The sequence below is a fragment of the Pseudomonas sp. SC11 genome, assembly GCF_047039205.1.
Lineage (GTDB): Bacteria > Pseudomonadota > Gammaproteobacteria > Pseudomonadales > Pseudomonadaceae > Aquipseudomonas > Aquipseudomonas boreofloridensis.
In genome coordinates this window covers 235,490-260,163 of the sequence record NZ_CP178183.1, presented here as the reverse complement: position 1 = coordinate 260,163, position 24,674 = coordinate 235,490, and the positions used below count along the sequence as shown (strand labels likewise).

The window sequence follows — 24,674 nt, the reverse complement described above, 5'->3', positions numbered from 1 at the left end:
CTCTGCCTGCACCGGTGGGTATCCGGTGGGGTGCTCGGTGCTTTTGCCATCGACATCCTGATGCGCAAGCCACTGGACTGAACCGGTTGCCCGCCGGCAGGGGCTGGCGGGTACTGGCCACTTTTAGCGGCCCCCGGCCACCGGCACGATGGTCCCTGTGACATAGCTGGCTGCCTCCGAGGCCAGCCAGCACACGCAATCGGCCACTTCCTGGGGTAAACCGGCGCGACCGGCTGGCACGCCACTGGACATCTCGGCCAGCCGCTCGGGCTTGCCGGCCGCCGCGTGCAACTCGGTCTCGATCAACCCCGGAGCGACCGCATTGACCCGGATCCCGTCGCCGGCGACCTCCTTGGCCAGGCCACGGGTCAGGCTATCGATAGCCCCTTTGCTCGCCGCGTAGTGAATCCACTCGCCCGCCCCACCCAACTCGGCGGCACGCGATGACACGTTGACGATGACCCCGCCCGCGCCGCCATGGGAATACCCCATGCGCCGCACCGCCTCGCGGGCGCACAGGAAGGCACCGAAGACGTTGACCTGGAAGACCTGTTCCAGCCGTTCGTAGGACAGCGCCTCAAGTCTGGAAAAGCCTTCGGTGATGCCCGCATTGTTGACCAGCAACGACAGCGGCGTGCCGCGTCGGTCCACGGCGTCGAACAACGCCATCACGGCCTCCGGCGAGGCGAGGTTCAACGGGAAACTCCAGGCACGACCACCCGCCGCGCCAATCGCATCCACCACCTGCTGTGCCGCTTCGTTGTTCTGCTCGTAGGTCAGGCAGACCTCGTACCCTTGTTGCCCGAGCTGCCGGGCGATCGCCGCACCGATCCCGCGGCTGCCGCCCGTCACCACTGCCAAGCCATTCATGTCGACATCCTTATCCGGAAGAGAAAATCGAGGATGCTGTCACTGTAGGTCAAGAAGGCTGGCGGTGGCGCAACATCCAGCTACCATTAGCTCGCGTCGCTCGTGACCTTATCTACGTAGGCCTGCATGAACCAATCAGGCTGGTCTTCAACCTTGTATTCAAGGCTGGTGCCGTCGGTGATCTCGGCCAACCAGACAGAGTGCTCACCCGAGTTATCGAAGATGTAAGCACGGTTGGACGCTGCAACTGCCTCCGGCAGTAGCTTGAGTGACCGGTGGAAACGCTGAACGATCTTGTCAGCCGGGACGTTGTGTCCACCATCGTCTACACGGTTAGCCACGCGGTTTATGTTGATGCTTGGGTCGTCAGTGGCCACGAAGTAGAGGTAGGTGCGATAACCCAGTTCCTGCGCACGGCGCATGAAGGCGACCTTGTCTTGCGACGACATCACCGTCTCGAACGTGAAGCTCACACGTTCCTCCACGAGTTTCTGCCGGATGAAATCAGCAATTACCGAGGCGTGATACGAATTGAAGTCGAGGCGGCGAACGTCGATGCGCGGGCCGTCCATGTCGAACAATGCAGCCTGACCTTCAAGACGCTCTTTCAAGATCAAGTCGTGGGTGGCAAAGAAGGCTCGAACGTGATCGGCGGTCGCCTTAACTTTGAATGGACTGAGATCGACAAAACCGTCTGCCTTCGCGGCCTTTTCGATCTCGTCTGCGTTCACGTAGGTATCGATCAGATTGGCCGGAACTTGCTCTTTGATGGTGCTCTTGCCCGAACCATTCGGCCCCGCAAAGACGCGTAGCTAGGCGTTAGCACTTGAACCTACTCGGTGGACCTGGATGGCCTGACCGACACTCACTTTGCGGCGAGGCCTGGAATTACCGACGACCGTCTCGGATCCATCGGCCTTGGACTCAACGAGATAGCTGCCCTGCACCGTCATGACGGTATGTCCGGCCGCGAGCGCTCGCAAGAAGGCCATACGCGTTGCACCTGTTGCGACTGCAGGAATCTCACCTTCGAGATGTTGAATCTCCTTTTCGGTAAGGCGCCTTGTACTCGACATACCTTTCTCCTGAGGGGAAATGGACAGAGACTCGCTCATTCTAGCCACCTCGCGCTTCTTTCTAAAGCATCACACCGGTCGATCGCGAAAGCTCTCGGCAATCATGCAGGTACCCCGGCGCAAGCATGGCTCATGGCTCGCTTGTCGCAAAACCCCGTCTCACTCTTTCCCTGCCCACACCCAATCCCACCACTATCCTTGCCCCCAGCCGCAGGACGCGGCGTCCCCAGCGATCAAGGAGTGTCCATGTCCCTCGCCCTCGTCTACAGCCGCGCCCAGGTCGGGGTGCTGGCGCCGGCGGTCAGCGTCGAAACCCATCTGGCCAACGGCCTGCCCAACCTCACGCTGGTGGGCCTGCCCGAGGCCACGGTCAAGGAAAGCAAGGACCGGGTGCGCAGCGCCATCGTCAATTCCGGGCTGGAGTATCCCGCGCGGCGCATCACCCAGAGTCTTGCCCCGGCCGATCTGCCCAAGGACGGCGGGCGCTACGACCTGGCCATCGCCCTGGGCATTCTCGCCGCCAACGGGCAGGTGCCGGTAGCCACTCTGGCCGACTTCGAATGCCTGGGCGAGTTGGCGCTTTCAGGGGCGCTGCGGCCGGTCCAGGGCGTGTTGCCGGCGGCGCTGGCCGCGCGCGAAGCCGGGCGGGCACTGGTGGTGCCGCGTGAGAACGCCGAGGAAGCGAGCCTGGCGGGCGGTCTGGTGGTGTATGCCGTCGGGCATCTGCAGGAACTGGTCGCGCACCTCAACGGCCAGGTGCCGCTGCCGACCTATGCGGCCAACGGGCTGACCCTGCGCACGCGGCCCTATCCCGACCTCAGCGAAGTGCAGGGGCAGGTCGCTGCCAAGCGCGCCCTGTTGGTGGCGGCCGCCGGAGCGCACAACCTGCTGTTCACCGGCCCGCCCGGCACCGGCAAGACACTTCTGGCCAGTCGCCTGCCCGGCTTGCTGCCGCCCCTGGACGAGCACGAGGCGCTCGAGGTCGCGGCGATCCAGTCGGTCAGCGGCAAGGCGCCGCTGGACTGCTGGCCGCAAAGACCCTTTCGCCATCCGCACCACTCGGCGTCCGGCCCGGCGCTGGTGGGCGGAGGCTGTAGGCTTTCGAAATAAATGCGATTTTTTCGAAATAGATGCGACTGACGCAGGCTGGGCAGCTTGGCCCGGTGTACCGTAAGACCCTCCTGGCCGGCCTCGATGATCAATTAACAGCCTGATGCTGTTTTGTATTTGGGGTGTCCGGGGTCATTACTGGCCCGAATTGAGACTGCGTGGTAGCCAATATGTGATGGCAAGGACTTGATCACCGCATTTGCATTGGTACTTATCAGTCGTTTTCATCAGACTTACTCAATACACTGAGCGAGCTTGACCGGCCGCAATCAACAACGCAATGCGGACAGTCGCCACACGCCGCCTACCTTCATGAGGCTGCGCTTGAGTTAGCCACATGGTCATGGCTTGGGTGGGAGATATGCCACCCCGCGATTGAGCAAGTCGAGCAGGACAATTTCACGGACCTGTTGTGTTTGCGCTAGGCCAACCAGTGCGTTTGCCGCTTGGCATGCAAGGCGACGTGCCAAGACCCGCTGGTGGGTAGAGATGATACGACCTTCCGGCCGCCCGTGAACGTAGGTACATCGCATGTCGTAAAGATCTAGATACTCCTTCGCTGCGCCCGGCTTGTCTATGGCGGCACTCAGTCGAGCCGCAACTCTCCGAGTTGGCGATTCGTCGTTACTATCGCCTTTCAGCCGTAGCTTGCGTCTATGGTCTGCCTCGGAACCAAATGCGGCCTCAATCATGATGAGGTGCGCCATCACCTCATCGATGCCATCGGAAAGAAACGCACGGACCAAGAAGTGCTCTACGGGAGTTGAGAACAACTCTGACAGCTGGATTCTGGTCGCCTGCAGCAGTGCCCATCTCGCGTCCAGTGCCTGCCGCACACCCTCGGCGTCTTCCCAGATTTTCAGCGAGATCGGACATTCGTGCTCCTCCCACTCATCGTGGTCCACCTGGTGCCAGCAAGGTTCCCACGACAACCTCTCCGGGAGTGGCGGCGGAGACGGGAACTCGCACAGGTCATCGTCAACAATGTATATCCAAGGGAGCCGGAAACCTCGCCAGTCCACTTCGGTCATCTGAGCCCAGTCTTCCCATGGTGCCAGCAGTAGGAAGAACAGCGCGCGCTCTACCGCTGCGGGGAAGCGCCCGCTATGGGGAACAATCTCACCCAGATCCTTTCCGAATGGAGAGTCCAGCCAGGAAAACTGGCGGTTGCCCGATTCGCCTCGAACCGAGATGTCTTCCTCTACGACCATCCAATGGAACTGGGACAGGCGCTGGGTATCCAGCCGTGTGGAGGGATAGCAGCGCTCCAAACGGGGGGCATCGAACAAAGTCTCAAGTTCGGCAGCAGTGAATCTGCCCATCTTAGCATCGCCAAACTGGAAGGATGGGAGTTCATCGGCCATATCGAGCGGGCAGAGATAACGCCGCCTAATGGTGGTGCGCTGTAACTCGTGAGCCAGCGCGGCAGCAACCTTAGCCATATCTGGCTTGGGCCGATTGGGCAAATGAGGGGTGCTGCATGGCAGCCCCAGCGACCTAAGCGCATTGCCGATGGAGCTCTCCAGCCCAAAGGTGGATTTTCCATTGAGGTAGCGATTAGTGAGCAACTCCTTCAGTGCGACGAACTCACGGCTGCTCCAGAGATTCTGTGGGCCGGGTGGCCGGATATCCCACAATGCTTGAAGGGCAGCGACAAGCGCTTTATCTGCGGACATGAGTGGATCGGCCCTCCTAGGAATGTATCTGCTCAAATGGTCCCTGGTGGAGATTACCTCAATGGTCCAGTGCAATCAGCTGCCGCTTTTGGGGCTACACGGGAGCCACCAGTTCTGCTATTTAGATGCCGATGGTTCCAGCATTCCCATGAAAAAACAACCTTCAGGAAGAAGCAATGATCTGCATTGAATGCGTCACTCCGGAGCCTCTCAAGAAGTTGTTCGGTGCGCACGGACAGGAAGCGAGCTGTAAGTATTGCCACCACCATGGGAAAGTAATTGAGCCCCGGATTCTATTTGAATATATCTATGCACGGGTTCGCGAAAACATTGCGCGCAAGGAGGATCTCTCGGACTACGAGCTCAGCATGTTGTATGGGGCCAGAGTTGAGCTTTTCCCCATTGCAGAAATAGATATTGTTCTCTCGGAATGGTTCGACCTGGGTAACGAACCATATTTCGACGATTTGTGTAGCAGTGTTCCAGATGAATTCAATCTGGATGACGCCGGCGACACTACGCACTTTTATGGCGACGACGACGCAATGGAAGTGAACCGCTACGAACGCCCTTGGGATCAGTTCGTTGAGGGTGTGCAATACACGCACCGCTTCTTCAACGCAAAAGCCGGAGAATTCCTAGACTCAATTTTCTCTTTGCTGGTCGCCGATAACGAAGGCCTTAAGTCTGAAGCTATCCGGACTATCGCCAATGGCGAATTTATGTACCGTGCGCGTCTTGCTAAATCCTTCAGCGAGGCGGAGAAGATAACTCATGATCCTGCTGGCCAATTCGGCCCTACTCCGAGATTCCTAGCGAGCAGTCAAAGGATGACACCGAACGGTATCTCCGCTCTGTATTGCGCGCTGGAGCGGGAAACATGTCTGAGCGAAATCCGCTCCATCACTGGGGATCATGTGGTAAGCACGGCGCTGACTCCAGTCGCCGAACTGAAGCTCCTTGACCTAACGGCTCTGGACAAGGTTGAACCTCCGGACCTGTCGCTTCTGGACGTTGGATTTCGTGAGGCGCTACACCGTAAGATATTCTTGGGCTCGCTTGTCAAAAAGATGTCCAGGCCAAAGGCTCGCAATGATGAACTTAGCTATCTGTCGACCCAGGTGGTATTCGAGTACCTACGGCTGCGCTTTGGCAAGCAGGTCGACGGTCTGGTCTTCCCATCCGTGCAAACGGGTGAGACAGGTACTAATGTAGTCTTGTTCCCTGAGGCCAGCCGCCTCGCCTATGTACCACCGCCGGAGGCCGACGCGGAAAGACTTGGCGACGAAGTGCCCCCTGTTGTGGTCGAGGTCGAATTGGACAACCCGTTTAAGCCGCCTACCAAGGTAATTGTTGTGCACGGCTCAATTCGGTACCACAAGGTCACCGCGATTGAGACCAAAGCCCGCGAGTACCACCATATCTACGATATCTTCATGAGCGATGAGACACGAAAGCGGCTGAATCTGGACTAAGAGGTTTCTCGGCAGAGGCATCGGTGTTGCGATCAGGCCTTATAAGCGACTTTTTGGCCGACTGCCTCACCCAGACAGCCAGCGAGATTTCACATGCCCCACCATTGCTTGACGGTTAAAGGTTCCAATCAGCTGGTGCAGGCATCGTGAACGATGCCGCAAGCTCATGCAAGACAGGGGCTATGACACTAATCACGCAAAATGGCTGCTATTGAATATAGCAGCCAGCAAAAAGGATAAAGATCGCTGAGGCTTGCATTTTTAACTCCCCTACGATGGCACGAAGATCCTCAGCTGGCCGATAAAAATATTCGCCCATGTGATTTCTCTCGCGATAGTAGCTTACTGAAACACCAGGAGTCACAGCTACCAGACTAGCTAAACTCCGTCAATCTAACTGAATAAAATTCCAAAATCGATAAAGCTATTCAGAGCACTCGGTTCTTGAGATCGAGGGAGGTGCCACAGCGCTGTAGATTAAATGGCCGACTTCCAATATTCTTGGCTCTAGATATCTGGCTTAACGAATTAGTGAGCGACCAATTACGCTGCGCATAGAAAGTGGAGAGGATTTTGAAAAACAGTCTTAAGAAAAATCTAGATCTAGAGCTTAGCTCGCATTTGACACGGGTTTTTGCACGTCAAAAACCCTTTATATTTGGTGTTCTATATTTTGTGAATATTTTTGCCTTCGGCTTCGTGTATCGGTTTGTACCAGATAGTCTAACACAGGCGCCAGATCTGGGTATAGCCATGTACTTCAGCGTGATAACCGCAACTACGCTTGGGTATGGAGATATTGCTCCAAAATTAACTCATCCATTTATGCCGCTACTGGTATCTCTACAGGTGTTAATCGGTGTTGCACTGATCGGCTTTTTCCTAAATGCATTGTCTCATCGCATGAGTCAGGAAAAAGACGAGGAGATGCAGGCGCTTGAAAAAACTTTAAAGGAAGAGCAAGTTTCAAAGGCCCTGATACTGCTCCGCCCAATCATGGAAGAAAGCCTGCACATATTGGCCGAACTATACAAATATACAGCCCTCATTGATAAGCCCAGTTATAAAGTCAACCCAAAGGATTTCTTGAATAACGAATTCTCCGAACAAATAAACAAGATGATTTACTACAAGCGTTACGATTACGTTAACTATTCAGAACCGATGTACGAGGTTTTCATTCGGAAAAACAATAACTTCCTAACAAATCTTGATAAGTATTTAGTGATTTTTGCGCACGCATTACCAGTGCCGACTCTTGTTACCCTCACAAACCTGAGCCGACATGGTTATTATAAAATTCCAGAAATGTACAAACAACTTCATCAGCATGCAGTTTCACAAGGCCAAGCCAAGGTGTACCCTGATGATTACCCTACCCAGAGTGCAGATGTCGACAGGTCTAATTTAAATACTATATTGAGCTACATTGATACACTGTTAAAAATAGTCAAAGAAATTGATCAGCGGGATCCAGAAAATCCGATAACAATGAATATTATATTGCGTAACGATATCCGCCCGCGAGTAGGCGCCGGCTTACACCCCTCACCCTACTAAATATAGCCTTTTAACTCACCGATTCATTACGGGGATTTTAGAGCAATCAATGGATATGGAGAAATTAACTATAAAGCACGACTGAAAATTTCGTCGAATAGTTTGGCGTCAAATATGCAGAACTTCACTCCGCGCGGATCAATGGTACCTGGCGTACTGACTTCGAACCCGCTCACAGAAGCGCGTCGTCAAGGGGGATGGCGCGTCGATCTACTGTCCGACGCACTTTACGTTGTGATATTTGATGAACCGTTCGTCGATCACGTGACCAGCGACGATGGTGATGTCTTCCATACGCAGGCTACGGATACCGTAGTCGAGTTCGACATGGCAGTTCGGACAAAGGCAGATTACGTTCCCTTCGATGTCGGGTCCGTCATGCGGGGAACCGAGCGGTTGAAGATGGTGCGCCTCTGCATAACCCAATCCGTTCGGAAGTTTGATGGAGTGCCGGCATAGCTGGCACTTGTAATCGTTCATCTGTTTGATACGTCGGGAGAGCAGACTATCGCGGATAATGCGGCTCATCGTAGTTTCCACACGGTCTGGTGGTTCTGATAAGTCATTTGCCGGCGGCGAGACGGGCAATGGTTTATTCGCGATGAATGGCGCCCAATCGAAGCCCTTCGCCTTCCTGATTTCGCTTTCCCACCAAGGATAGTCTTCGTCTCTCTGACCAAACAACGTGAAGTAGCCAGGACCAGGACGCATCTTCTGAGGGTCGCGATCGATGATCAACCCTGTAATGGCGGGCAATGACAAATCAGCCGTCCACTCTGCAAGACTGTTTAGGCCCTGGACTTGCAAGCTCTCACCGTAGGTTCTGCCCTCGAGCGCGAGCCCCAGATCCTCATGAATCTGCTTGTAGCCCACATAGCCCTGCGGCCTACCAGGCGCTATCTGAGGCAGCTTGTCAACAAGATAAGTCAGCAGAATCAGCCCCTGGCCGTCGAGTGCCATGCTTCGAACTCCTTAATGGTTGTTGTACCGCACACGCTGTACCTTAATGTGCAGTCGCAGGTGAAGACTATCATCGGTTGGTTTCTGTCCAAACCGCGTACTCGTCAAAGCTCGGTCGCCGAGAGAGCTTGGGTATCATGCCGCGCGGCCATTTCAACAGACTATCCCTAAGCGCGGTACGGCGGTAGGCGCACAAGCTTCTGCAGGAGGTCGATAAAAGCGGAACTTGGGCCATCGAGGGAAGCCGTCGAAGGTCCATGACCTTCGATCAGGAATGTCTACGTCTTGTCGAATCCTCCAGAGCAAAACCAGTCGGAGTCCGCGAGCGCGTCAAAAGTCGCTCTTTGCCACGAGTTTTCATAGACATCGGCGCAGCTCTCAGCCCGCTCGCGCAAGTTTTGCCTGACTCGTTGTTCGAAGCCTGCGGTTTCGGCCATCCTCCTGAAGCCATAGCGCAAGTTGCCAATTTCCACTGCAGCATGTGTTGCGTAGAGCGCGCCCAATCTATAAATTTTGAAGTGTGTCCTCATGCGCTCTACTTTTACTGCATCCCATGATGCTGGGGGGATGACAGAGAATCGCACTGCTGCAGGCGTGCCTTGCACAACCTCACCGAACAGCCATCTCTCATCGTCTACCTCGTCGAAGTATGGATGGATAGTCTGCTCAGCGGCGGTCATCGGCACATGCGCGAGCTTGTACTTGTTGCAGTCGCTGCAGGCGGGGACCAGGTTCATTGCGGTCACGCCAAAGGTTGGATAACTTGTGATCGGTAGATAGTGATCGAGCTGATGGACTGTGCCTTGGCCGCACAATGGGCAGATGTCGTTTACACACGCTTTCTTAAGAGACGCGTATGCGCTGCGCGTCTTACTACTCTTGACGAAAGTACCGTTGTATATACGCTCCATCTCTTTGCCTGCGACGTGTCCGCCTACAGTCGCCGCCCTTACTATGGCATACAGCGTCGCACCTTCACCGTTCTTTGCATATACCGCTTCGGCTGCTTCTACGCTGGCCACGGCGAGGCGCATCCGGTTCCTCAGGTCACCATCTCTGATGCTGGACGCACACAGCTCCAGCGCTTCGGCTCCTGTAGTGCCTGGTTTCGGCAAACTACGCATCGTTGCCCCCATCGCGCTCCACTATGAGTCCCTGAACGATTGCTTTGGCCTCATCACCCAACTGTCCGCCGAACCTCTTTAGAACCCGCTGGTAGGAGTAGTTGTCCGACACGGCATCCCGCAGCAATTTGTGAAAGCCAGACTGTGTGACCTGCAAGCCGAAGACCTCTCGGGTCAAGACACCGATGTTCTCGCCGAACGTCTCAACAGTCGGACGCTCAACAATGGACCTCCTTCCGCTTCGCCTTAGCTTCCATGCGCAGGACCGAGGCACTTCCTGCAGGACCACCGGCGAGTGTGTTGCCACAATAGCCACGCCGTTCCGGCTGATGAGCAGATCCGACAAGCAGCGCACAAAGGAGGCAAGCAGCGGCGGATGCAGGTGCCCTTCGGGTTCATCGAGAAGCACCAACGTTCGTTCATCGACCAGCTCGATCAGCCGGGTTACGGTCAGCAGGACAATGGCATGACCTGAACTGAGCTTCTTAAACAACCTGCGTGCGCGGACCTTGAGGCTCACATCACTTTCGTCGTCGAACAGGGAAGTGACATCCGCCTCCGCGAAGAGATCGTCTTCTTCGAGCGTTTTCACAGCCTTGCGCCAGCGCTCCGCCAGTACGCCTGACTGACACCGAGCCAGGCTATTCGCGAAGTCCTTTCCCAGTTCAGCGAAACTCTTCGTTGTCGAACTGTGGTCGGAGGATTCGACATGCCTGAGGCCGACTTGCCTGCAGATCATGGAATCTCCTGCTTCTGGCGGCTTCAATTCGAAGTCGTCAAAGGCACTGAATGAAACAAGTACCAGCCCGGCAAAGGCCACTACGCCGCCTGTATCCTCTGCCAGCATCTTAATCGAGCCAGCGGAAGCTCCGTCATCACCCTCGCGGCCAAGAAGAGCAAGGGTCAACTGCCGCATGCTTCGTGTCTTGCCTACGCCGTTACGGCCAATGAGAACGTGAACGTTCGTCGGCGGCTGAGAATCGGGGGTGACCTTGAAGGTCATCGACGCAGACGGTGTGCGACCAACCTTGGGAAAGCAATATGTGAACTGAAATTCGGTGAGTTTGGCATCGCCGCGGCTTAAGCGGTTGAGTCGGCCAGTGACTTTCGAATCATGAACGCCGCGCAGAAGAGACTCACGCATCACCATTTCATCGCGATAAGCCTCGAAGATATTGAGGTCGGCGGCGCAGTCGCGCAGTCCGACTAGCACGAGCTTCCGGAGTGCATCGCTCAGTTCGTTCAGTGACTCGTAGTAACTCTCGCTCTGTCCGAGCGAAAAGTATTCCTCGGACAGCGTTTTAAAGGTCGAGGGCAAGGACGGCGCGCGATGATCTTTAGAGACTTTTTGGGACGGCATCAGGCCCTTGCGACCGATCTTCACTGAGCCGATTTCATGGACTTGGCCTTTCTCGTCGGCGACCTGAAGAAAGAACTGCGTCCTGTATTTGCCCCAGTCGTCCCACTTATCAATGTAGAGGAAAGCCTTGCGCTTGGCGTCGCCTGGCATCCGCTCGTTACCGTCGAGTACAGTGAAGAAAATGGCCACTCTCCCTAGGTTGTTTGTGTTCTCAACATGACTCTAGCGCACCTGACTGAGGCTCGCGAGCGCCCCAGCAGCTGCCGGTCATGAACAGCTGCTTTGGCCTTAATTACCTACTGTTGGTAAAGTTATCCTGTAGTTCCGTCCGTGCGGACGTCGGCCAGTCATTTGAGCGGGTTCCTCGGGGGTGTATCAGGAGTCCATGACACGCCCTCACAGCGTGCATACTGCACCACCTGGCCTGCACTGCTTCACGAAAGATGAAAGCGGCCATAACATCCCCTATTTCTACGCTGATGGCCGGCATACGCAAATGGTCTGCCTGAAACGCTACGAAGCGTCAAAACAGCTCAGGGGCATCCTCGAAAACCGGATGCAGCGACGATTTATCATACCGAGGCCGAGCGGTTTTCATGCTTACGGTGCTCAACAGTGCCACTGGCCTGCTCGATCCATACAAGGTGTGCTCGGCATTCTTCCGCGAACACCGGATGCTACGCATCCACGTTACCGATGCGTATTTTGCACGCACCGGTGAGGGCTCACCGGATACGCCAATCAAAAAAGGGGCTGAGTCTCTTCAAGGTTGCCAAGGACACGCAGCAGAAGCCGAAGGGCCAATGCCCCAAGGAAGTACGGAATCGACCACGGCTAAAAAAATGAAAAGCCCAGAAACGGCGAATCCCGCTCGAAGCGGGATTCTCAGCTGCCGTTTTGCGCACATTACGGCAGGGCAGGACACTGTTACCTGGCATTGTGCCATCTGATTTATCAGAAGCGGGGTGCAATCCTCATTTGGATCCCTGTAACCACCCTATGGTTCACACCTAGGTGCAGACCCATAATCACAAATTGATAGAATTTGAGCAACCATTTTTGATCAATTTGCTAATCAAAAACCCCGGCAATCAGCGCGGTTTTGTTCTAGGGCCATCCCAAGGCTGCTCGCTCCAGGTGCTTGGGCCACAACCCTGAAGGGCGAAGATCCTCTCTCGCTACAGCTCGCAGCCTAATTAGGTGGAATTACCACATCGTTCCAACGCTAGATATGTCAGAAATGACTCATGCGTCTGGGCCCACACAAGTCGGAAACACCCCCACCTCAGTAGTTCGCGGGCTCGGAGAACCACAGGACAAGATTTGTTTGCTGCCATACCGCGACACCTTTTCAGTCATCCTCATGTGAGTCGAGCAGCATAAGGGAAGCAGGCTGCCATCGGAACCGAATGACACGAAAAGCTCGTCAAGGTGTATTGAGCGTCCGCTTACAAAAGACAGGTGTACCTGAAAAGCGTATTCCAAGGGCGAACGCGTTTTTCATCAACTGCGGCTTGCTGGCTAACTTGTCGTGCGAGCATTCTGAAGATGCGAAGAAGAAGCAGCCGAACAAGTATTTCCTGCGTGGGTACAAGGAGCTTTTCGTAGGCCTGCAAGCACTGACTCCTGCGCCGGCAGAATGACCGAGGTCCAAACAGTATGGCTCCAGCAAACCGTACGGTGCTTCAGTTGACTTCATACCGGCTACACTGAGCGGAAATTAATGGCAGCGTTGGAAGCTGCGAGCGTGTCTTGAAGGGAGAGTCTCCATGAGCACCTACAGATCTAGGGCAAGGATCGCGCTGGCGTCGGCGCAGTCTGAACTCGCCAGCAACGAAGATCATCGTTTGAAATATGCCGCCCTTGAGCTCCGCATGGCGATCGAAGCCGTCACTTACGACAGAGCTTCTGCCTACAAAAGCGAGTTCCCACCCAAAGAGTATGAGACCTGGCAGCCCAAGAAGGTTATGGCCGTTCTTTTGGAGATTGATCCGACTGCAGATTCAGACAGTACAATCAGCTTTGGAATTGAATCGTCCCCAGGGGAAAAACCTGAGGTAATGCACAATTTGGGGAAAGAAGTTGTATTTAATATTAAGGCGATCAGGCGGCACTACGACGCGCTGGGTAGTTTTTTGCATGTACCCTCAATAAAGCAAACTCTTTCAGGATCAATCCCCCCCCCTGAGACAGTACGCAAGCGGTGTGAGGAAGTTTCGAGAGACCTCGATAAGGTCCTAGCTTCTCAAGTTTTCAACAGCACGCTTGGAATATTCTCCAGCTTTGACTGCGGCGAGTGCAACGCACGTATTCGCAAGAGAATACCCCGCGACAAGGTTGAAGTAATAGCTGATTGCTTTAGGTGTATGGCTAGCTACGCCATCAGACGCACACTGGACGGTAGATTCGAAGTGGATGCTCGCACAGAAGAAATACCGTGTCCAAATCCTGGCTGCGGTCACCCAAAGCCTATTTACCCTCGAGAATTCTCTCAAGGTGTGCATTGGGTGTGTAACAAATGCGGTGGTCGCAATGAATTCCAATTAGGAATATTGCATCAGCCCGCAGGGTAATAAGTCGAGCACCGTTGGAGGTCAATACCGTACGGTGGTCTTCGCACCTCAGTTTCTACCATAGGGTAAAGGGTGGCGATCGACAGAGGTCATCAAGGCACTCAGCCCTGATGACCAAAAGCAACATGAAGCAGCTAGATAGTCGGCAGGTTCTCAAGATTGTCCTTGGTCGAGCTGTCGTTCTTTGTTTTCAGGTAATCAGTAGTAACTGAAATAATCTCGAGATTGGCCCCCAAGCTCCATTTATTATCTTTCTTGACGATGGTGGTAAAGGTTTTCTTCTTGCGAATTAACTCGATCACCTGGGGACGGGTCAAGTCCTCAAACTTCCCGACATTGAAGTTGCCATTCTCCTGATTGACGGCATGCACCCTCAGCTTTGAAATATGAGTATTGTCACTATTATAATTGACAGCAGAAACGTAATAGTCTGGATACGCCACGATCTCAACCTCCATGATAAGTAACTAAAGCAGATATATGTTTTCGAAATATATGTGAAAATCGAAATTAATGCGACCAACCCCGAGCTTATGTGGCGACTCGCCGAACGAGTAGCCCCACACCGTCCCCCAACGGGGCGCCGAATGGTCGAACTGAAGATCCCGATACCAGATAGTTCAAGCGCCGAGGTCAGTGCAGGGCAAGCTTTAATAATTATTCGTTGAGCCGCAGAGTGCCTACAATGCCGCCCGCTGACGCGCTTCTTCCCGTGCCTGAAGCTGCAACTCGAGCTGGGCTTGGATTTCGGTGTACAGCTGAGCTTGCTCGTTGTCGCGGTCAGCTACCGTCACCACAAGCGCATAGGGCTCTTTGTCTAGAACGTCCTGATGGTTCCACTCTCGATCCTGACGGATCACGACGACAAACCATTTCTCCGTAGGGTTGCGCTGCTTGAAGGTCCATCTGGACGATTGCACGGTGCCGCGGCTTCTCAACTGAGCGGAGATATCTCGGTTCTGCTCGGCATCATCCCTACGGGTTTCATTCTCGTCTTGCTTGTCCTTGTTGAAGTAGGCCTCCACCTCATCCAGTGAAGCCCCCTTGACCAGACGGAAACTGATCTGAGTTGCTAGGTAATCCAGACGTGTAGTTCGCACAGCTGGCGAATAGGCCAGAGTGACGCTCAATTCCCTTAGCCCCCTGGTCTTACGGAGGTAGGTAGCCGGAAGCGGCAGCTCAAAGAATTGACACGAGTCCTTTTCAATACTTTCTTCACACATCAACACCACGCACTGATCCGAGGATCTGAACAAGTCGCTCTCACTCACCTGTCCGTATCCGCCGACATCACGAGAAATCTCACGGTTGTAGGTGGCCTTGTTGGTTTTGTATCCCTTCCGCATCTCGTCAGAGAAGGTGCTTTCCACCTCACTCGACAGCGAGGCATGGTTCACAAGCATTGCTCGAAGAAGATTGGCTGAAGCCTCTGGGTATTCGTTTAGCAGCCGGCCTGCCAGGTGAGTGATATAAGGAGCAGAGAAGCTAGTACCACTGATTTCCTTGAACAGCGTATTGCCTTGGAACTGATGGTTCATGGTCAGCACGCCCAGACCGCGCATGTCGGTCTTCCACTGCTGATCCTTGTAATGCACCGGACACGCCAGGTTACCGCCATGGGCCACCAGCTCGGGCTTCAAAGCGCCTTTTACTGATGGGCCATGCCGGGTGAACGGCGAAGGCTGGTTCTCCGATGCGGGCGACAGCTGGTGGATTTCAGGATGTCGCTGACTATCGAAAGTGGCGTCATGTCGGGAAATGCTGCCCACGGTGAGCACATTCAACGCAGGTGCAGGGTCAATGATCACGCTGCGCTCGTGCAAGAGATATTCGGGGTACTCCTCCCGCCAGCTGTTCAAGGGCACCGGCGGCTCCTCAGAACCGGTGAAATTGCCGGTTGAAACGACGAATAGCACGTTGTGTTTGCGAGCGAGCACATCAAGGATATAGGCCAGGCCCCGGATGTGTGTTCCGTCGTAGGGGGCATTACTGTTCCCCAACGACAAATTGAAGATCCGGCACCCCAGATCTACGAAGTGCTCCACCGCCTCTGTCAACGTCGCCTCTACCGTGTGCTCGTCATACACAGCATTGCTGGTGTCTGGGCACTTGCGCATGACCTTGCCGTTGTACAGCCAGAACTGGGGATGCCAGAAGTTGCTTCGATCGCATGCTTCCACATCACCATAAAGTGCAATGCCGGCCACGGCGGTGCCATGGCCGGCCTCGTCGAAGGCGTCCTGATCAGCAACGAACGATTCGCTTTCCGCTATGGCCGAACGGAGCAGTGGGTGGTTGGTATTGATTCCGCTGTCGAGGATGCAAACACGCGCCGCATCTTCAGGAGGCCGCGGGATGTTCGCTGGAATGTCGACAATGTCGCGGTTCAGCTGGGGATAGGAAATACCGGTCTGAGGAATTAGGTCGACCAAGCGCACGTCACTATGCTCCAGCAACATCTCCGCGTGAGCATTGTTTACCTCGACGCGGTACATCACCAGGCTGTCGAAATTTAGCTTGTGGATAGTCTTAATGTCGACCTCACCCAGCCACTTCTCAAATGCTGCGCAAAGGCGAATACGTGCAGGGTGATTGGCTACATGATGCGGCCACAGCTCTACATCCAGCTTGAACGTTTCGTCATCTGGCAGGCCAATGTTGCGCAAGGCCCAGCTCTTTCGGTCCTCGGCAGACCACGCATCAATAACCTCAATGGCCTCAAGGATCTGCTTGTAGCTGACACTCTGTCCGAGCACGCCCAGCCTGCTTAGGTGGTCTTGGAAAATGGCCAAGCCCGCTTCAGTCGCGAACACCACGCAAACCTGCTTGCCTTCCTGACTGATGAACTCCAATCCATGCTTCTGGAGATTCTCGAAGGTCATGGCCCCGTCGTACTGCAGCTTGAACACAAACGGGGAATTCTCCGCAGACTTGTGCTGCTTCGCTGCGAGACCTGCCGCTGTTGCGAAGTAACCATTGAGCTTCTGCCCATGACCGCGCAGGTCATCACGCTTGGTGAACTTAGGCGGATTTTTCGTCCGCCGGCGGTTGTCCAGGTTCTCGCGCTCGAAGCTGAGGTGCTTGTAAGTGGCCAATTCATCATCCTTGATAGCAGCGGTTTAGTGCTTTCGAAGTCCCTCTCGCACCAGTGCATTACGCAGCTCTTTGACGGTAAGGAACTCTTGGTTCCGCAATATCATACGCTTAACAGCCCGCCGAACAACACGTTCAACATCCGCACCGCTTTTGCCATCGAATTCTTTCAGTAATTCGGCGTCATCTAGCTCGAACTGGCGGCGAATGCCCCGCAGCTTGAGCTGCAACAATGCTGTCAGTTGTTTACGATCGGGCAGCGGAAACTCAATAGCGTCATCAAATCGACGCCAAATTGCCGAATCGAGAATATTTTCATGGTTGGTTGCCGCCAGGATCAGGCTCTGCCCGTCATAGGCATCCATCATCTGCAAAACGGCATTAACTACGCGCCTGAGTTCACCGTGCTCACCGCTATCGCCGCGCTCCTTCCCAATGGCGTCAAACTCATCAAAAAGAACGACCAATTGATGTTTGGCGATGAAATCGAAAACCTTCCGCAAATTGGCTGCTGTCTCACCCAGGAAAGAGGAGACCAACGCATCGAGACGGACAATGGCAAGCGGACGATCCAGTTCGAAGGCAATGACCTCCGCAGCCAAGGTCTTACCACATCCGGGCGGGCCAAAGAAAATCACTTTGCCTGACGGCTTCATGCCATAGCTGCGCAGCACGTCTGATCGGCGATGTTCCTCCAGCATTTCCTCGATCATCGACGCACTGCTCTCGGGGAGAATGATCTCCTCCAGCGATCGCTTGGGAGGTCTGATGTCGAGCAAAGGGAGCCCACGCTCCTTGTCTACGGGGATGTCTGCAGCAAACTGGGGCTTTCGGGCAGACTGAATATGCATATCCCCGCCATAGAGGATTTGCTCTAAATCGTTTGCAAGTAAGTGATGCTGCTTTTGGCGCTCTTCTTCGATAATAGCTTCAGAGGCACGGCGGAACGCCGCCTGGTCTCCGATCGCCCCCGCCTTTAAGAGCTGCCTAAGTATTTTTCCGTTCGCCATTTTATATGCCCTGCCATAAGGTTGTTTCTCAGAGTCGTCAACTCATGAAACCAATTCTTGCCCTAAGCAGTACAACTAACAGGCTGAATCATTGCGAGCTAACATTTTTAGGACTCCATTCCATTTAAAGTGCTGAGCAGTAAAAAGCCATTGCACTAAGCTATGCGTAAGATTATCGCTTATGGTGGCTTTTTGTCCAGTATTTCTCCAGCGATTCCTAGGTTTTCTTCCACTAGTCGACGAGTGGCAGGCAACTCGTAAACCACGCGCTTTAGCCTGCCGTGGTAGACGGCAAACCGAGGAGGCGAACATCGGCAGGGCGACTAATCACCTCACCTTTAATATCAATAAACTCCTCGCAACTATCTTATCCTGAGGAGCAAGTGATCGACAACTTCTATTGATCGAGCGCATTGCAGCCATCAACGCGATGGCAGATATGCGGCACCCAATACTGCTGATGCTAAACTAACCAATTGCAATTGAAGTGTATATGTCAGTTTTAAGCCTGGATACCGACCTTAGTTATACAATCTTGAACCACACGCTCAAGGCTGAGCGAGCCATTCCAGACGCTGGATGCGCTTGAACGTTTCGTAGATAGAAATTAGGTCACCCTGAGCCATTACCTCAACAGGAGAGCGGCCTTCAAAGAAGGGATTGTCATTCTTAAGGGCAGGGAAACCAAGGACGTTCGCCTGATTAGTGAAGACGACGCGCAGGGATGCATGTATTCCCAGCACCAACCCGATGCGCTGTTGCTGGTCGAGATCGAGCCGGCGACCGGCAGCGAGCCCTTTCACTGCCCGTCGGTACGTGGACGATGAGATGCGGAGAATACTGCACGCTTGTGCAGGCGTAGCTTGCCAGGCATTGATTATCCGAAGCGCCACCTTCAGGCCGGTCGAGGATTGTTCCTGAGTGAGAGCCCTAATGCTGTTCATGCTCGTACCTCCCCTGCGGCGGTCAGTTTATCTTTGTTGCTCGACCTGTTTCCAGTGCTTCACTGGTAAGCGCCCCCTCACAGCACAGAGTTAAGAGCTTGGCTTTCGGCGATCGCATTGGGAAATGTGACTACCCGACCGAATACGCTCGACGATCAACGCAGCAATCCTTAGCGTCAAAAGCTGCTGTCAGAAGCATGCTTCCTTGCCAAGAATCCAGTCAAAAGGCGTGGCCGTGTTCGCATGTCTCCTTACAATCCAATATCATATTGTAGCTAACGACGCGCAAGATGTCTTCCAGACAGGGAATCCAAATGAAACATAAAGAAAAACATAGACGAAAGACCCGAAAAGGGAAATACAAAAAATCGGTTTTCTCGATACTTCAAGCATTGTCTGGCGCAGGCTTGCTTGGGATTATAGTTGCGACTTCCTACAAATTCTTAATTAGCGACCCAAAGCTCACCTTCGAGAAGCCGCATGGTCGCTCCTACATTTTTTCTCTAAATAATGACTCACCTGCCGACATCGTCGTAAAGAAATTTGAGATTTCATATCCCGCACAGCCGGTCATTGCAAAAACTACCCGTGCAATTTATGGAGAAATGAGGAATGGCAAAGCCGTTATACCCGGTGGGAACACTAGCACGGTCCCAATTATTGAGTTCCACGAACTGGATGGCGAAACTATTTCTGCAGGAGAAAACCATAGATTCAGACTTCCCCCCCTGAATAGCAGAGATTATCTACAGCTAGAGGCCGCCGTCTTCGACATAGCCTATGAAGTAGAGCCCAGAAATAAAGCACTTAGTATAATCGATGCGACACTGAAGCGAATGGCGCTCAGAAATAGGGCAGAAGAAATACGATACGTAGTAGTTGATAACTACTGGGTTCCCACTCGAGCCAAATCAGTCCATGAAGCAATCCGAATTGCTTGCCGGGATAATGATATGCTCTCCCGAGATCTATGCGCCAATTAAAATAGACAAATAACCCAGTCACAATCACGATCAGGAAGAAACTTTAGTACCATTTCGAATTTACGTGGGGCCCCATAGAACTCCGGAACACCTTACGATGAAACCACCTGTTTGAATGCGCTTAGGAATCGTAAATTACCGCTTATCAAGACCCTCGACTTAGTAAATCCAATGAGCTTAAGCTAAACCGATACGAACTTTTTCTACTGCCGCAGTGGCTTACCCCGCTACATCAGCTTATCTCCTTGGGGATTTTTAAAGTTACAGATCCAGGCGTAAAGGCTGTGCACGGACATGCCCAGGCGCTGGGCGACCTCGGTGACAGGTTTGCCTTTTTCGGTCACTTACTTGACCGCTTCGATCTTGAATTCTTCGGGGTAGGCAGGCACAGCTCGATTGGAGCGACCTCTTTTGGGTCAAGGATAGAGAAGGTACAGGCATCAAAGGTGTTGCAGTAGCTCAGCACGTCACTGATGTCGCACGATCGGACGCACCGCACTAGACGCCTTGCGCCGAAAAAAAAGCGTCATTTTTGCGTCGCAAGCTAGCTGCCGGCTGGGTACACTCCAGGCTGGCACATTACCATTATGGGAGCGGAGTTTTGGTCCAGCCGGTTGAACGAATCGATTTTTCGTACCCCAGATCAGACCTGCGCACCCCTGACAGCGCAATCGCAAAGCTGCACGGAGACCACATTGTCTGGTGGCATAACCATATCCGGCACAACGCACGTGCCAAAACAATGCCGCTGGTGGAGCTCCATCTCAAACGGCTCTATGACAATGTCCCAGGTCCAGACACGCGTGCGCTAGTCCCACTGAGTAACGTGCCTCATTACGGCATCGGCACAATTTGGCGCGAAGGCCGGTGCATCTCGGATACCAAGCTCACACGCCTAGAACGTGATGTGGATTTCTCACCAGGAGGATGGTCCATCACCTCCAGAGAGCAGTTAATTCATGAAGACATGGAGCACGTCTTCTCTGACAGTGAGTATCCCCTGAGATACAAGTACGACCGGGGCCATTTACTTAACTTCAAGCTCGAAGAGGAAGACGAAGACGGGAATAAAAAGAACCTGCTGGTCCCCTGCATCGACTTTTTCGTCAAAGCCTATGCCCGCAACATGGACGTCTGCCGCGCTATCACCACGTTGCTCTATCCAAACATTTTGTCCGTGTTCTACGACCCTCCCGAACGGGACGAGCACGCCTGGATCGTCAGGCCCACACACAAGGCCCGAAAATACGATTCCGCCTTTCTGGGCCACCTGCTCTATGACGACTACACCGAGGAACAGGTGCGCAGGTTGAACAACCAGTTCGTGACGTCCAGACCTGGGGACGCAGTCTTTCCTCGAGTTGAACCTTGGTTCTCCGGACCCGCGAGACTGCGCTGCTATGGCAAATGGATAAACAACGGGAGCACGTTCCTGTCACTGAACTTGGCCGGTGCTAGCGAGCCCGACGGTACGCCGGTGGAGTGGACCACAAACCAGTTCGATAGCAGCGATGGGAAGGACGGAGGCCGCATTGTCATGCCGGTAACTGTACGCACCGCTGAGGCCGAGGAGTTCCTTGCCGAAGAATCCTACATCGAACCGGATGGTCATGCCGAAATCACTATCGTCAAAACCCCACCGTTCGCTCGTTTAGGTAAAGCACGTAAAGTCATAACGGTCAGAAATGTCATCCAAACAGATCGAGGCCGTCTGGGACCACGCCCCCCGAAACCAGAGACGCACGCGAACGGTACAGGTTCCGGCCGAAGAAAAGGTGTGGGTAAATCAGAGCATGTGGCTGATAACACTCCCGATGCTGAAGTGGAGTCGTTTGGGTTCTTGAACGACGTCTGGCACGCATTTTTATCGATCAAGAAAGACAACCCTGGTCGTGTAACCGATGTGAGCTGGTACACGCCGCCGAGATTCTGCTCGAGCACTACACCTAGAATCATCCTATTCACTGCCGAGGGGCTGAGACCTGATCAGGGTAAAGCCCTGCGGTGGATTTACCTCGACGCAGAATTTACTGAGCGTCGAGGGATGATGGTGCTACGCATCACCGTTGATGGTCAGGCTTACCTCTGTTTCGAGATCCAGCGGGCTGAACCGGACGAAAAGAACAAGAAGCCTATTGGTTACTCTGGAGTATTGATGCCTTGCAACATCACTGATCCAGTGGAGATGGAGCAATTCATCAACAGGGTATGCAATGCAACGCGCCGGGCGCTGGGCAATTTCTGGGACGTTCTTGGGCTCTTCCCCAACGAAACGATAATTTTCCGCCACCGCCCGCACGGGAAGGCTCTCGTTCACCGTCGCAGGTTCATAAATGCGTTCGGGCAGATGAAGATCAAACTTGTTTAGGATTTCCTCAGTTCCTGCGAGCCAAGGAAACTGCTGGCTGCAGGTACCCACAGCCTGGAGGTGCCGTGCTCAACGCTGAAACCGTCCGTGTTATCGAAACGCTCGGCCCTGTACGCCAGCGCTTTCCGGCTAATACGAGGCAGATCATGGAAATAGTGCAGCGCCTTGGCGATCCAGCGAACTTCGAAGTCTCGCTGGTCCTGATTGCATAGCAAGGCCACGAGCTCTCGCTCGGCCTTCGCCTTCTTCGCTTTCTGCAGCCAGCGCTTGTCCGGCTTCGCTTCCAGCTGCAGGCCATAGGTTCTATTTAGGTGGCCAATAAATCCGGTGACGGCTGCAATCTGACCTGGAGAACTCCGCCAAAAGGCTTCTACCGCCTTCATCCCAGGACTCACCTCGTCAGCCAGCCGCGCACTTTTGAGGAAGTTCGTTGCAGCCCTCAGAGCCAGCCGGACAGAGCGCAGATCTGCTTCCTGTCGACTGACGCGAGACGACAAGACCGCGTAGTAACCGGACAACAGCTTTCGTGACCAGCCTTCCTCCAGCTCAGCCAAAACAGCATCGATCCGGCGTTGTTCAGTGTGGTGTTCACGACTCGCTTCGCAGACATGCACATGACCGGATTCAGCGAGCCAGCGCATTGGGTTTTCGGCACGACGCAGTTTGGCTGCCCCGAAATGATCGAGAAGCAGCTCATAGGACGGCACGCTGCCCCAGGTCACCTCCAGTTCGCGGAAGAAGAGGTAGTGACCATTGATGCTCAGAGCCGCCTTGTGTGGGCCGCTCCGCTCGAGCAACCAGAGTGAAAACGCCTTAAAGGCTTCGCCCAGAATTGCACTGAGACCATTTAAGTTGATCGCAACACGCTTGGACAGAAGCGCACTCCAATAGCACGGCTCGCATTCAGTGCCGCGACCGGCCGGCATGTGCTTTCCACATGATGGGCACGGTCGCTCGCCGTCCTCGTGGCAAGCTTTACACCGCATTTCGCCGTGCGCATTTTCGACTAACACCCTGTGCCGGCGGCAGCTTGGACATGTCGCCTTTGCGGGCTCTCGGCATTTCTGACAACTTCGTTGCCCTGTAACTGAGCTGATGGCGAGCCGCTGAGAAAGCTTCCCACAGGCCTCACACGGCTCAGGATGTCGGAAATACGGGATACAGCTCTTGCACACCGACCCATACGCCGTGCGCATACCCACTTCGAACTCCGTCTTACCGCAGCGTACGCAGGGTCCCGCGCGTTCACATGCACTGCAGTGAGCATCCAGCGCCGGATTCAGTTGCTTAATGGGAAGTCGAGCATGATTCCCACACCCCGGACACATTCGTCGTTTGAATAGCCGCGGGTAACACGTACTGCAATAGCGTTGCCCTTTGTAGATTTTCTTGGTCTTAGCCATTACGCGACCGCAACCATGGCATCCCGCACCATGGGGTATTTCAGGGGATACCATCTCTACGAATCCTTCTCTGCAAGCGCACCCAAGACCGCAGCACATCGCCCGCCTTATGCAGGCCTGGGTCATTTGCATGCTGGGGGCATTGATGAGGCGTGTGCTTGGTTAGGGCTGTGGACAACGCTGACAAAATCAAAGATGCCGATCTTCTTGGCAACGGTAGGGACGACAACGGAAGAGATGCTTCGGCTGCAGCGAGTAAAAATCGCTCGGGCCCAGCCTGCATTATTGCCCAAACCACCCCGAGCAGCCCAGAGCGCTCTGCACAGCTCAAGTACTCAAAGGGCAGCCCCAGAGTCGAGCGCTGAAGCTTGTCGAAACCCTCTAGGTCCATCGAATGGCAAAACGCTTTCGCGCTGGTAGAGGGATGTCTCAAGAAACCCTGGATCATGGAAACCATAACGCGCGAGACGAACATCCAGTCGCTGAAGGTCAGCTCAACCTTCCCGAAGAATGCTGTCCGACCAAAAGTCTGGTCAGCATATACCTGGAAAGCCAGGGCGCCTGGGTCCACTTCAGGAAAGGGCGCCCCGTGCAGCGTAGATAGACACTGGTGGCAGTGATCCAAGGTGACAGTGGGCTTGAGCAGAGCTGGCTGGAGCACTGCGTAACAGCTAGAGCAACGGTCGATCAATTGGATGTGGTGCGTTACGCAGCACGTGTGCCAGGCCAGACGAGCTTGGATCTGATAATGCGGTGGGCATGTGCTGATGCAGGCAGGACAACACTGCAGGCCACCTGCGCGGGCCGCGTTGCGACAGCCGGCAACCAGCAACCAGGGCCAGACGCTGCTCCGATGCAACCAATCTAACCGATGCAAGCCCTGGGCTGTGGGTAAGAGGGTACTAGCTGACAACGCTTGAGGCGAGATACCCGCCTGCCTGGAAAGCCCAGCAATCTGCAGCTCGCTGACGCCTCGATCAACATCATGGTGCCAGGCCTTCGGGCCAGTCTCGGTCGCCCCCGTCAAAACATCCAAGGTGCAACCATGAGCATGCGCTGTTCTCACCAACCAGGACGAAAAAAGCTCGT

The 24,674-nt window shown here is 54.3% G+C and carries 19 protein-coding genes and 2 pseudogenes; 8 read left to right on the top strand and 13 right to left on the bottom strand.

All coding sequences use genetic code 11. From position 1 onward, the window contains the following. Window positions 1-123: 123 nt before the first annotated feature. Window positions 124-870, bottom strand: coding sequence for an SDR family oxidoreductase (locus ACK2SD_RS01175; protein WP_412461149.1), 747 nt, complete (start codon window positions 868-870; stop codon window positions 124-126). Window positions 871-956: 86 nt separating this feature from the next. Continuing rightward, window positions 957-1,640 carry a zeta toxin family protein gene (locus tag ACK2SD_RS01170; RefSeq protein ID WP_412462369.1) on the bottom strand — a complete coding sequence of 228 codons (684 nt, stop codon included), beginning with the start codon at window positions 1,638-1,640 and terminating at the stop codon, window positions 957-959. 552 nt (window positions 1,641-2,192) lie between these two features. Between ACK2SD_RS01170 and ACK2SD_RS01165 the strand changes: the two are divergent. Then, window positions 2,193-3,044 (top strand): annotated as a pseudogene (locus ACK2SD_RS01165) (YifB family Mg chelatase-like AAA ATPase); the annotation flags it as partial. 353 nt (window positions 3,045-3,397) lie between these two features. Here the strand turns inward: ACK2SD_RS01165 and ACK2SD_RS01160 are convergent. Continuing rightward, complete coding sequence (locus ACK2SD_RS01160; protein WP_412461148.1) at window positions 3,398-4,732, bottom strand: hypothetical protein; 1,335 nt, start codon at window positions 4,730-4,732, stop codon at window positions 3,398-3,400. A gap of 176 nt (window positions 4,733-4,908) precedes the next feature. Here ACK2SD_RS01160 and ACK2SD_RS01155 point away from each other — a divergent pair, with 176 nt between their 5' ends. Continuing rightward, a complete protein-coding gene (locus tag ACK2SD_RS01155) occupies window positions 4,909-6,207 on the top strand; it encodes an RES family NAD+ phosphorylase (protein WP_412461147.1) in 1,299 nt (432 codons plus the stop codon). A 573-nt stretch (window positions 6,208-6,780) separates the two neighbouring features. Further along, entirely contained in the window at window positions 6,781-7,767 is a 987-nt protein-coding gene (locus ACK2SD_RS01150; protein ID WP_412461146.1) for a potassium channel family protein, read from the top strand. A gap of 210 nt (window positions 7,768-7,977) precedes the next feature. Here the strand turns inward: ACK2SD_RS01150 and ACK2SD_RS01145 are convergent, their stop codons facing one another. The 3 genes from ACK2SD_RS01145 to ACK2SD_RS01135 all read right to left on the bottom strand — a co-directional run bounded on the left by ACK2SD_RS01145 (window position 7,978) and on the right by ACK2SD_RS01135 (window position 11,400). Further along, on the bottom strand, window positions 7,978-8,727 hold the full coding sequence (locus ACK2SD_RS01145) for an HNH endonuclease (RefSeq protein WP_412461145.1): 750 nt from the start codon (window positions 8,725-8,727) through the stop codon (window positions 7,978-7,980). Window positions 8,728-9,005: 278 nt separating this feature from the next. Further along, a complete protein-coding gene (locus ACK2SD_RS01140; RefSeq protein ID WP_412461144.1) occupies window positions 9,006-9,761 on the bottom strand; it encodes an HNH endonuclease in 756 nt (251 codons plus the stop codon). Between the two features lie 82 nt (window positions 9,762-9,843). Further along, the gene (locus tag ACK2SD_RS01135; RefSeq protein ID WP_412461143.1) at window positions 9,844-11,400 is read right to left on the bottom strand and encodes an AAA family ATPase; all 1,557 of its coding nucleotides are present in this window, start codon (window positions 11,398-11,400) and stop codon (window positions 9,844-9,846) included. A 407-nt stretch (window positions 11,401-11,807) separates the two neighbouring features. On the opposite strand from ACK2SD_RS01135, the gene ACK2SD_RS01130 reads away from it, so the two are divergent. The 3 genes from ACK2SD_RS01130 (at window position 11,808) to ACK2SD_RS01120 (ending at window position 13,784) form a co-directional block, all read left to right on the top strand. After that, window positions 11,808-12,161 carry a hypothetical protein gene (locus ACK2SD_RS01130; RefSeq protein WP_412461142.1) on the top strand — a complete coding sequence of 118 codons (354 nt, stop codon included), beginning with the start codon at window positions 11,808-11,810 and terminating at the stop codon, window positions 12,159-12,161. Window positions 12,162-12,620: 459 nt separating this feature from the next. Continuing rightward, a complete protein-coding gene (locus tag ACK2SD_RS01125) occupies window positions 12,621-12,854 on the top strand; it encodes a hypothetical protein (protein WP_412461141.1) in 234 nt (77 codons plus the stop codon). Between the two features lie 126 nt (window positions 12,855-12,980). Beyond that, complete coding sequence (locus tag ACK2SD_RS01120) at window positions 12,981-13,784, top strand: hypothetical protein (protein WP_412461140.1); 804 nt, start codon at window positions 12,981-12,983, stop codon at window positions 13,782-13,784. A gap of 134 nt (window positions 13,785-13,918) precedes the next feature. Here ACK2SD_RS01120 and ACK2SD_RS01115 read toward each other — a convergent pair whose 3' ends face one another. From ACK2SD_RS01115 to ACK2SD_RS01100, 4 genes are all read right to left on the bottom strand, one after another. Continuing rightward, entirely contained in the window at window positions 13,919-14,227 is a 309-nt protein-coding gene (locus ACK2SD_RS01115; protein WP_412461139.1) for a DUF3892 domain-containing protein, read from the bottom strand. Between the two features lie 237 nt (window positions 14,228-14,464). Further along, window positions 14,465-16,879: a S8 family peptidase gene (locus ACK2SD_RS01110; RefSeq protein ID WP_412461138.1), complete on the bottom strand. Its 2,415-nt coding sequence runs from the start codon at window positions 16,877-16,879 to the stop codon at window positions 14,465-14,467. A 24-nt stretch (window positions 16,880-16,903) separates the two neighbouring features. Then, complete coding sequence (locus ACK2SD_RS01105; protein WP_050703253.1) at window positions 16,904-17,887, bottom strand: AAA family ATPase; 984 nt, start codon at window positions 17,885-17,887, stop codon at window positions 16,904-16,906. 548 nt (window positions 17,888-18,435) lie between these two features. Next, window positions 18,436-18,831 (bottom strand): antitoxin Xre-like helix-turn-helix domain-containing protein, encoded by a 396-nt coding sequence (locus ACK2SD_RS01100; protein ID WP_412461137.1) that lies wholly within the window; start codon window positions 18,829-18,831, stop codon window positions 18,436-18,438. A 314-nt stretch (window positions 18,832-19,145) separates the two neighbouring features. On the opposite strand from ACK2SD_RS01100, the gene ACK2SD_RS01095 reads away from it, so the two are divergent. Beyond that, entirely contained in the window at window positions 19,146-19,814 is a 669-nt protein-coding gene (locus tag ACK2SD_RS01095; RefSeq protein ID WP_412461136.1) for a hypothetical protein, read from the top strand. 245 nt (window positions 19,815-20,059) lie between these two features. Here the strand turns inward: ACK2SD_RS01095 and ACK2SD_RS01090 are convergent. Continuing rightward, window positions 20,060-20,158: pseudogene (locus ACK2SD_RS01090) on the bottom strand (helix-turn-helix domain-containing protein); the annotation flags it as partial. A 398-nt stretch (window positions 20,159-20,556) separates the two neighbouring features. Here ACK2SD_RS01090 and ACK2SD_RS01085 point away from each other — a divergent pair. Next, a complete protein-coding gene (locus ACK2SD_RS01085) occupies window positions 20,557-22,182 on the top strand; it encodes a hypothetical protein (RefSeq protein ID WP_412461135.1) in 1,626 nt (541 codons plus the stop codon). Here the strand turns inward: ACK2SD_RS01085 and ACK2SD_RS01080 are convergent. Continuing rightward, window positions 22,179-23,108: a hypothetical protein gene (locus ACK2SD_RS01080; RefSeq protein WP_412461134.1), complete on the bottom strand. Its 930-nt coding sequence runs from the start codon at window positions 23,106-23,108 to the stop codon at window positions 22,179-22,181. The two genes, ACK2SD_RS01085 and ACK2SD_RS01080, sit on opposite strands and share 4 nt — an antisense overlap. A gap of 517 nt (window positions 23,109-23,625) precedes the next feature. After that, entirely contained in the window at window positions 23,626-24,651 is a 1,026-nt protein-coding gene (locus tag ACK2SD_RS01075; RefSeq protein WP_412462368.1) for a TniQ family protein, read from the bottom strand. Window positions 24,652-24,674 lie beyond the last annotated feature (23 nt).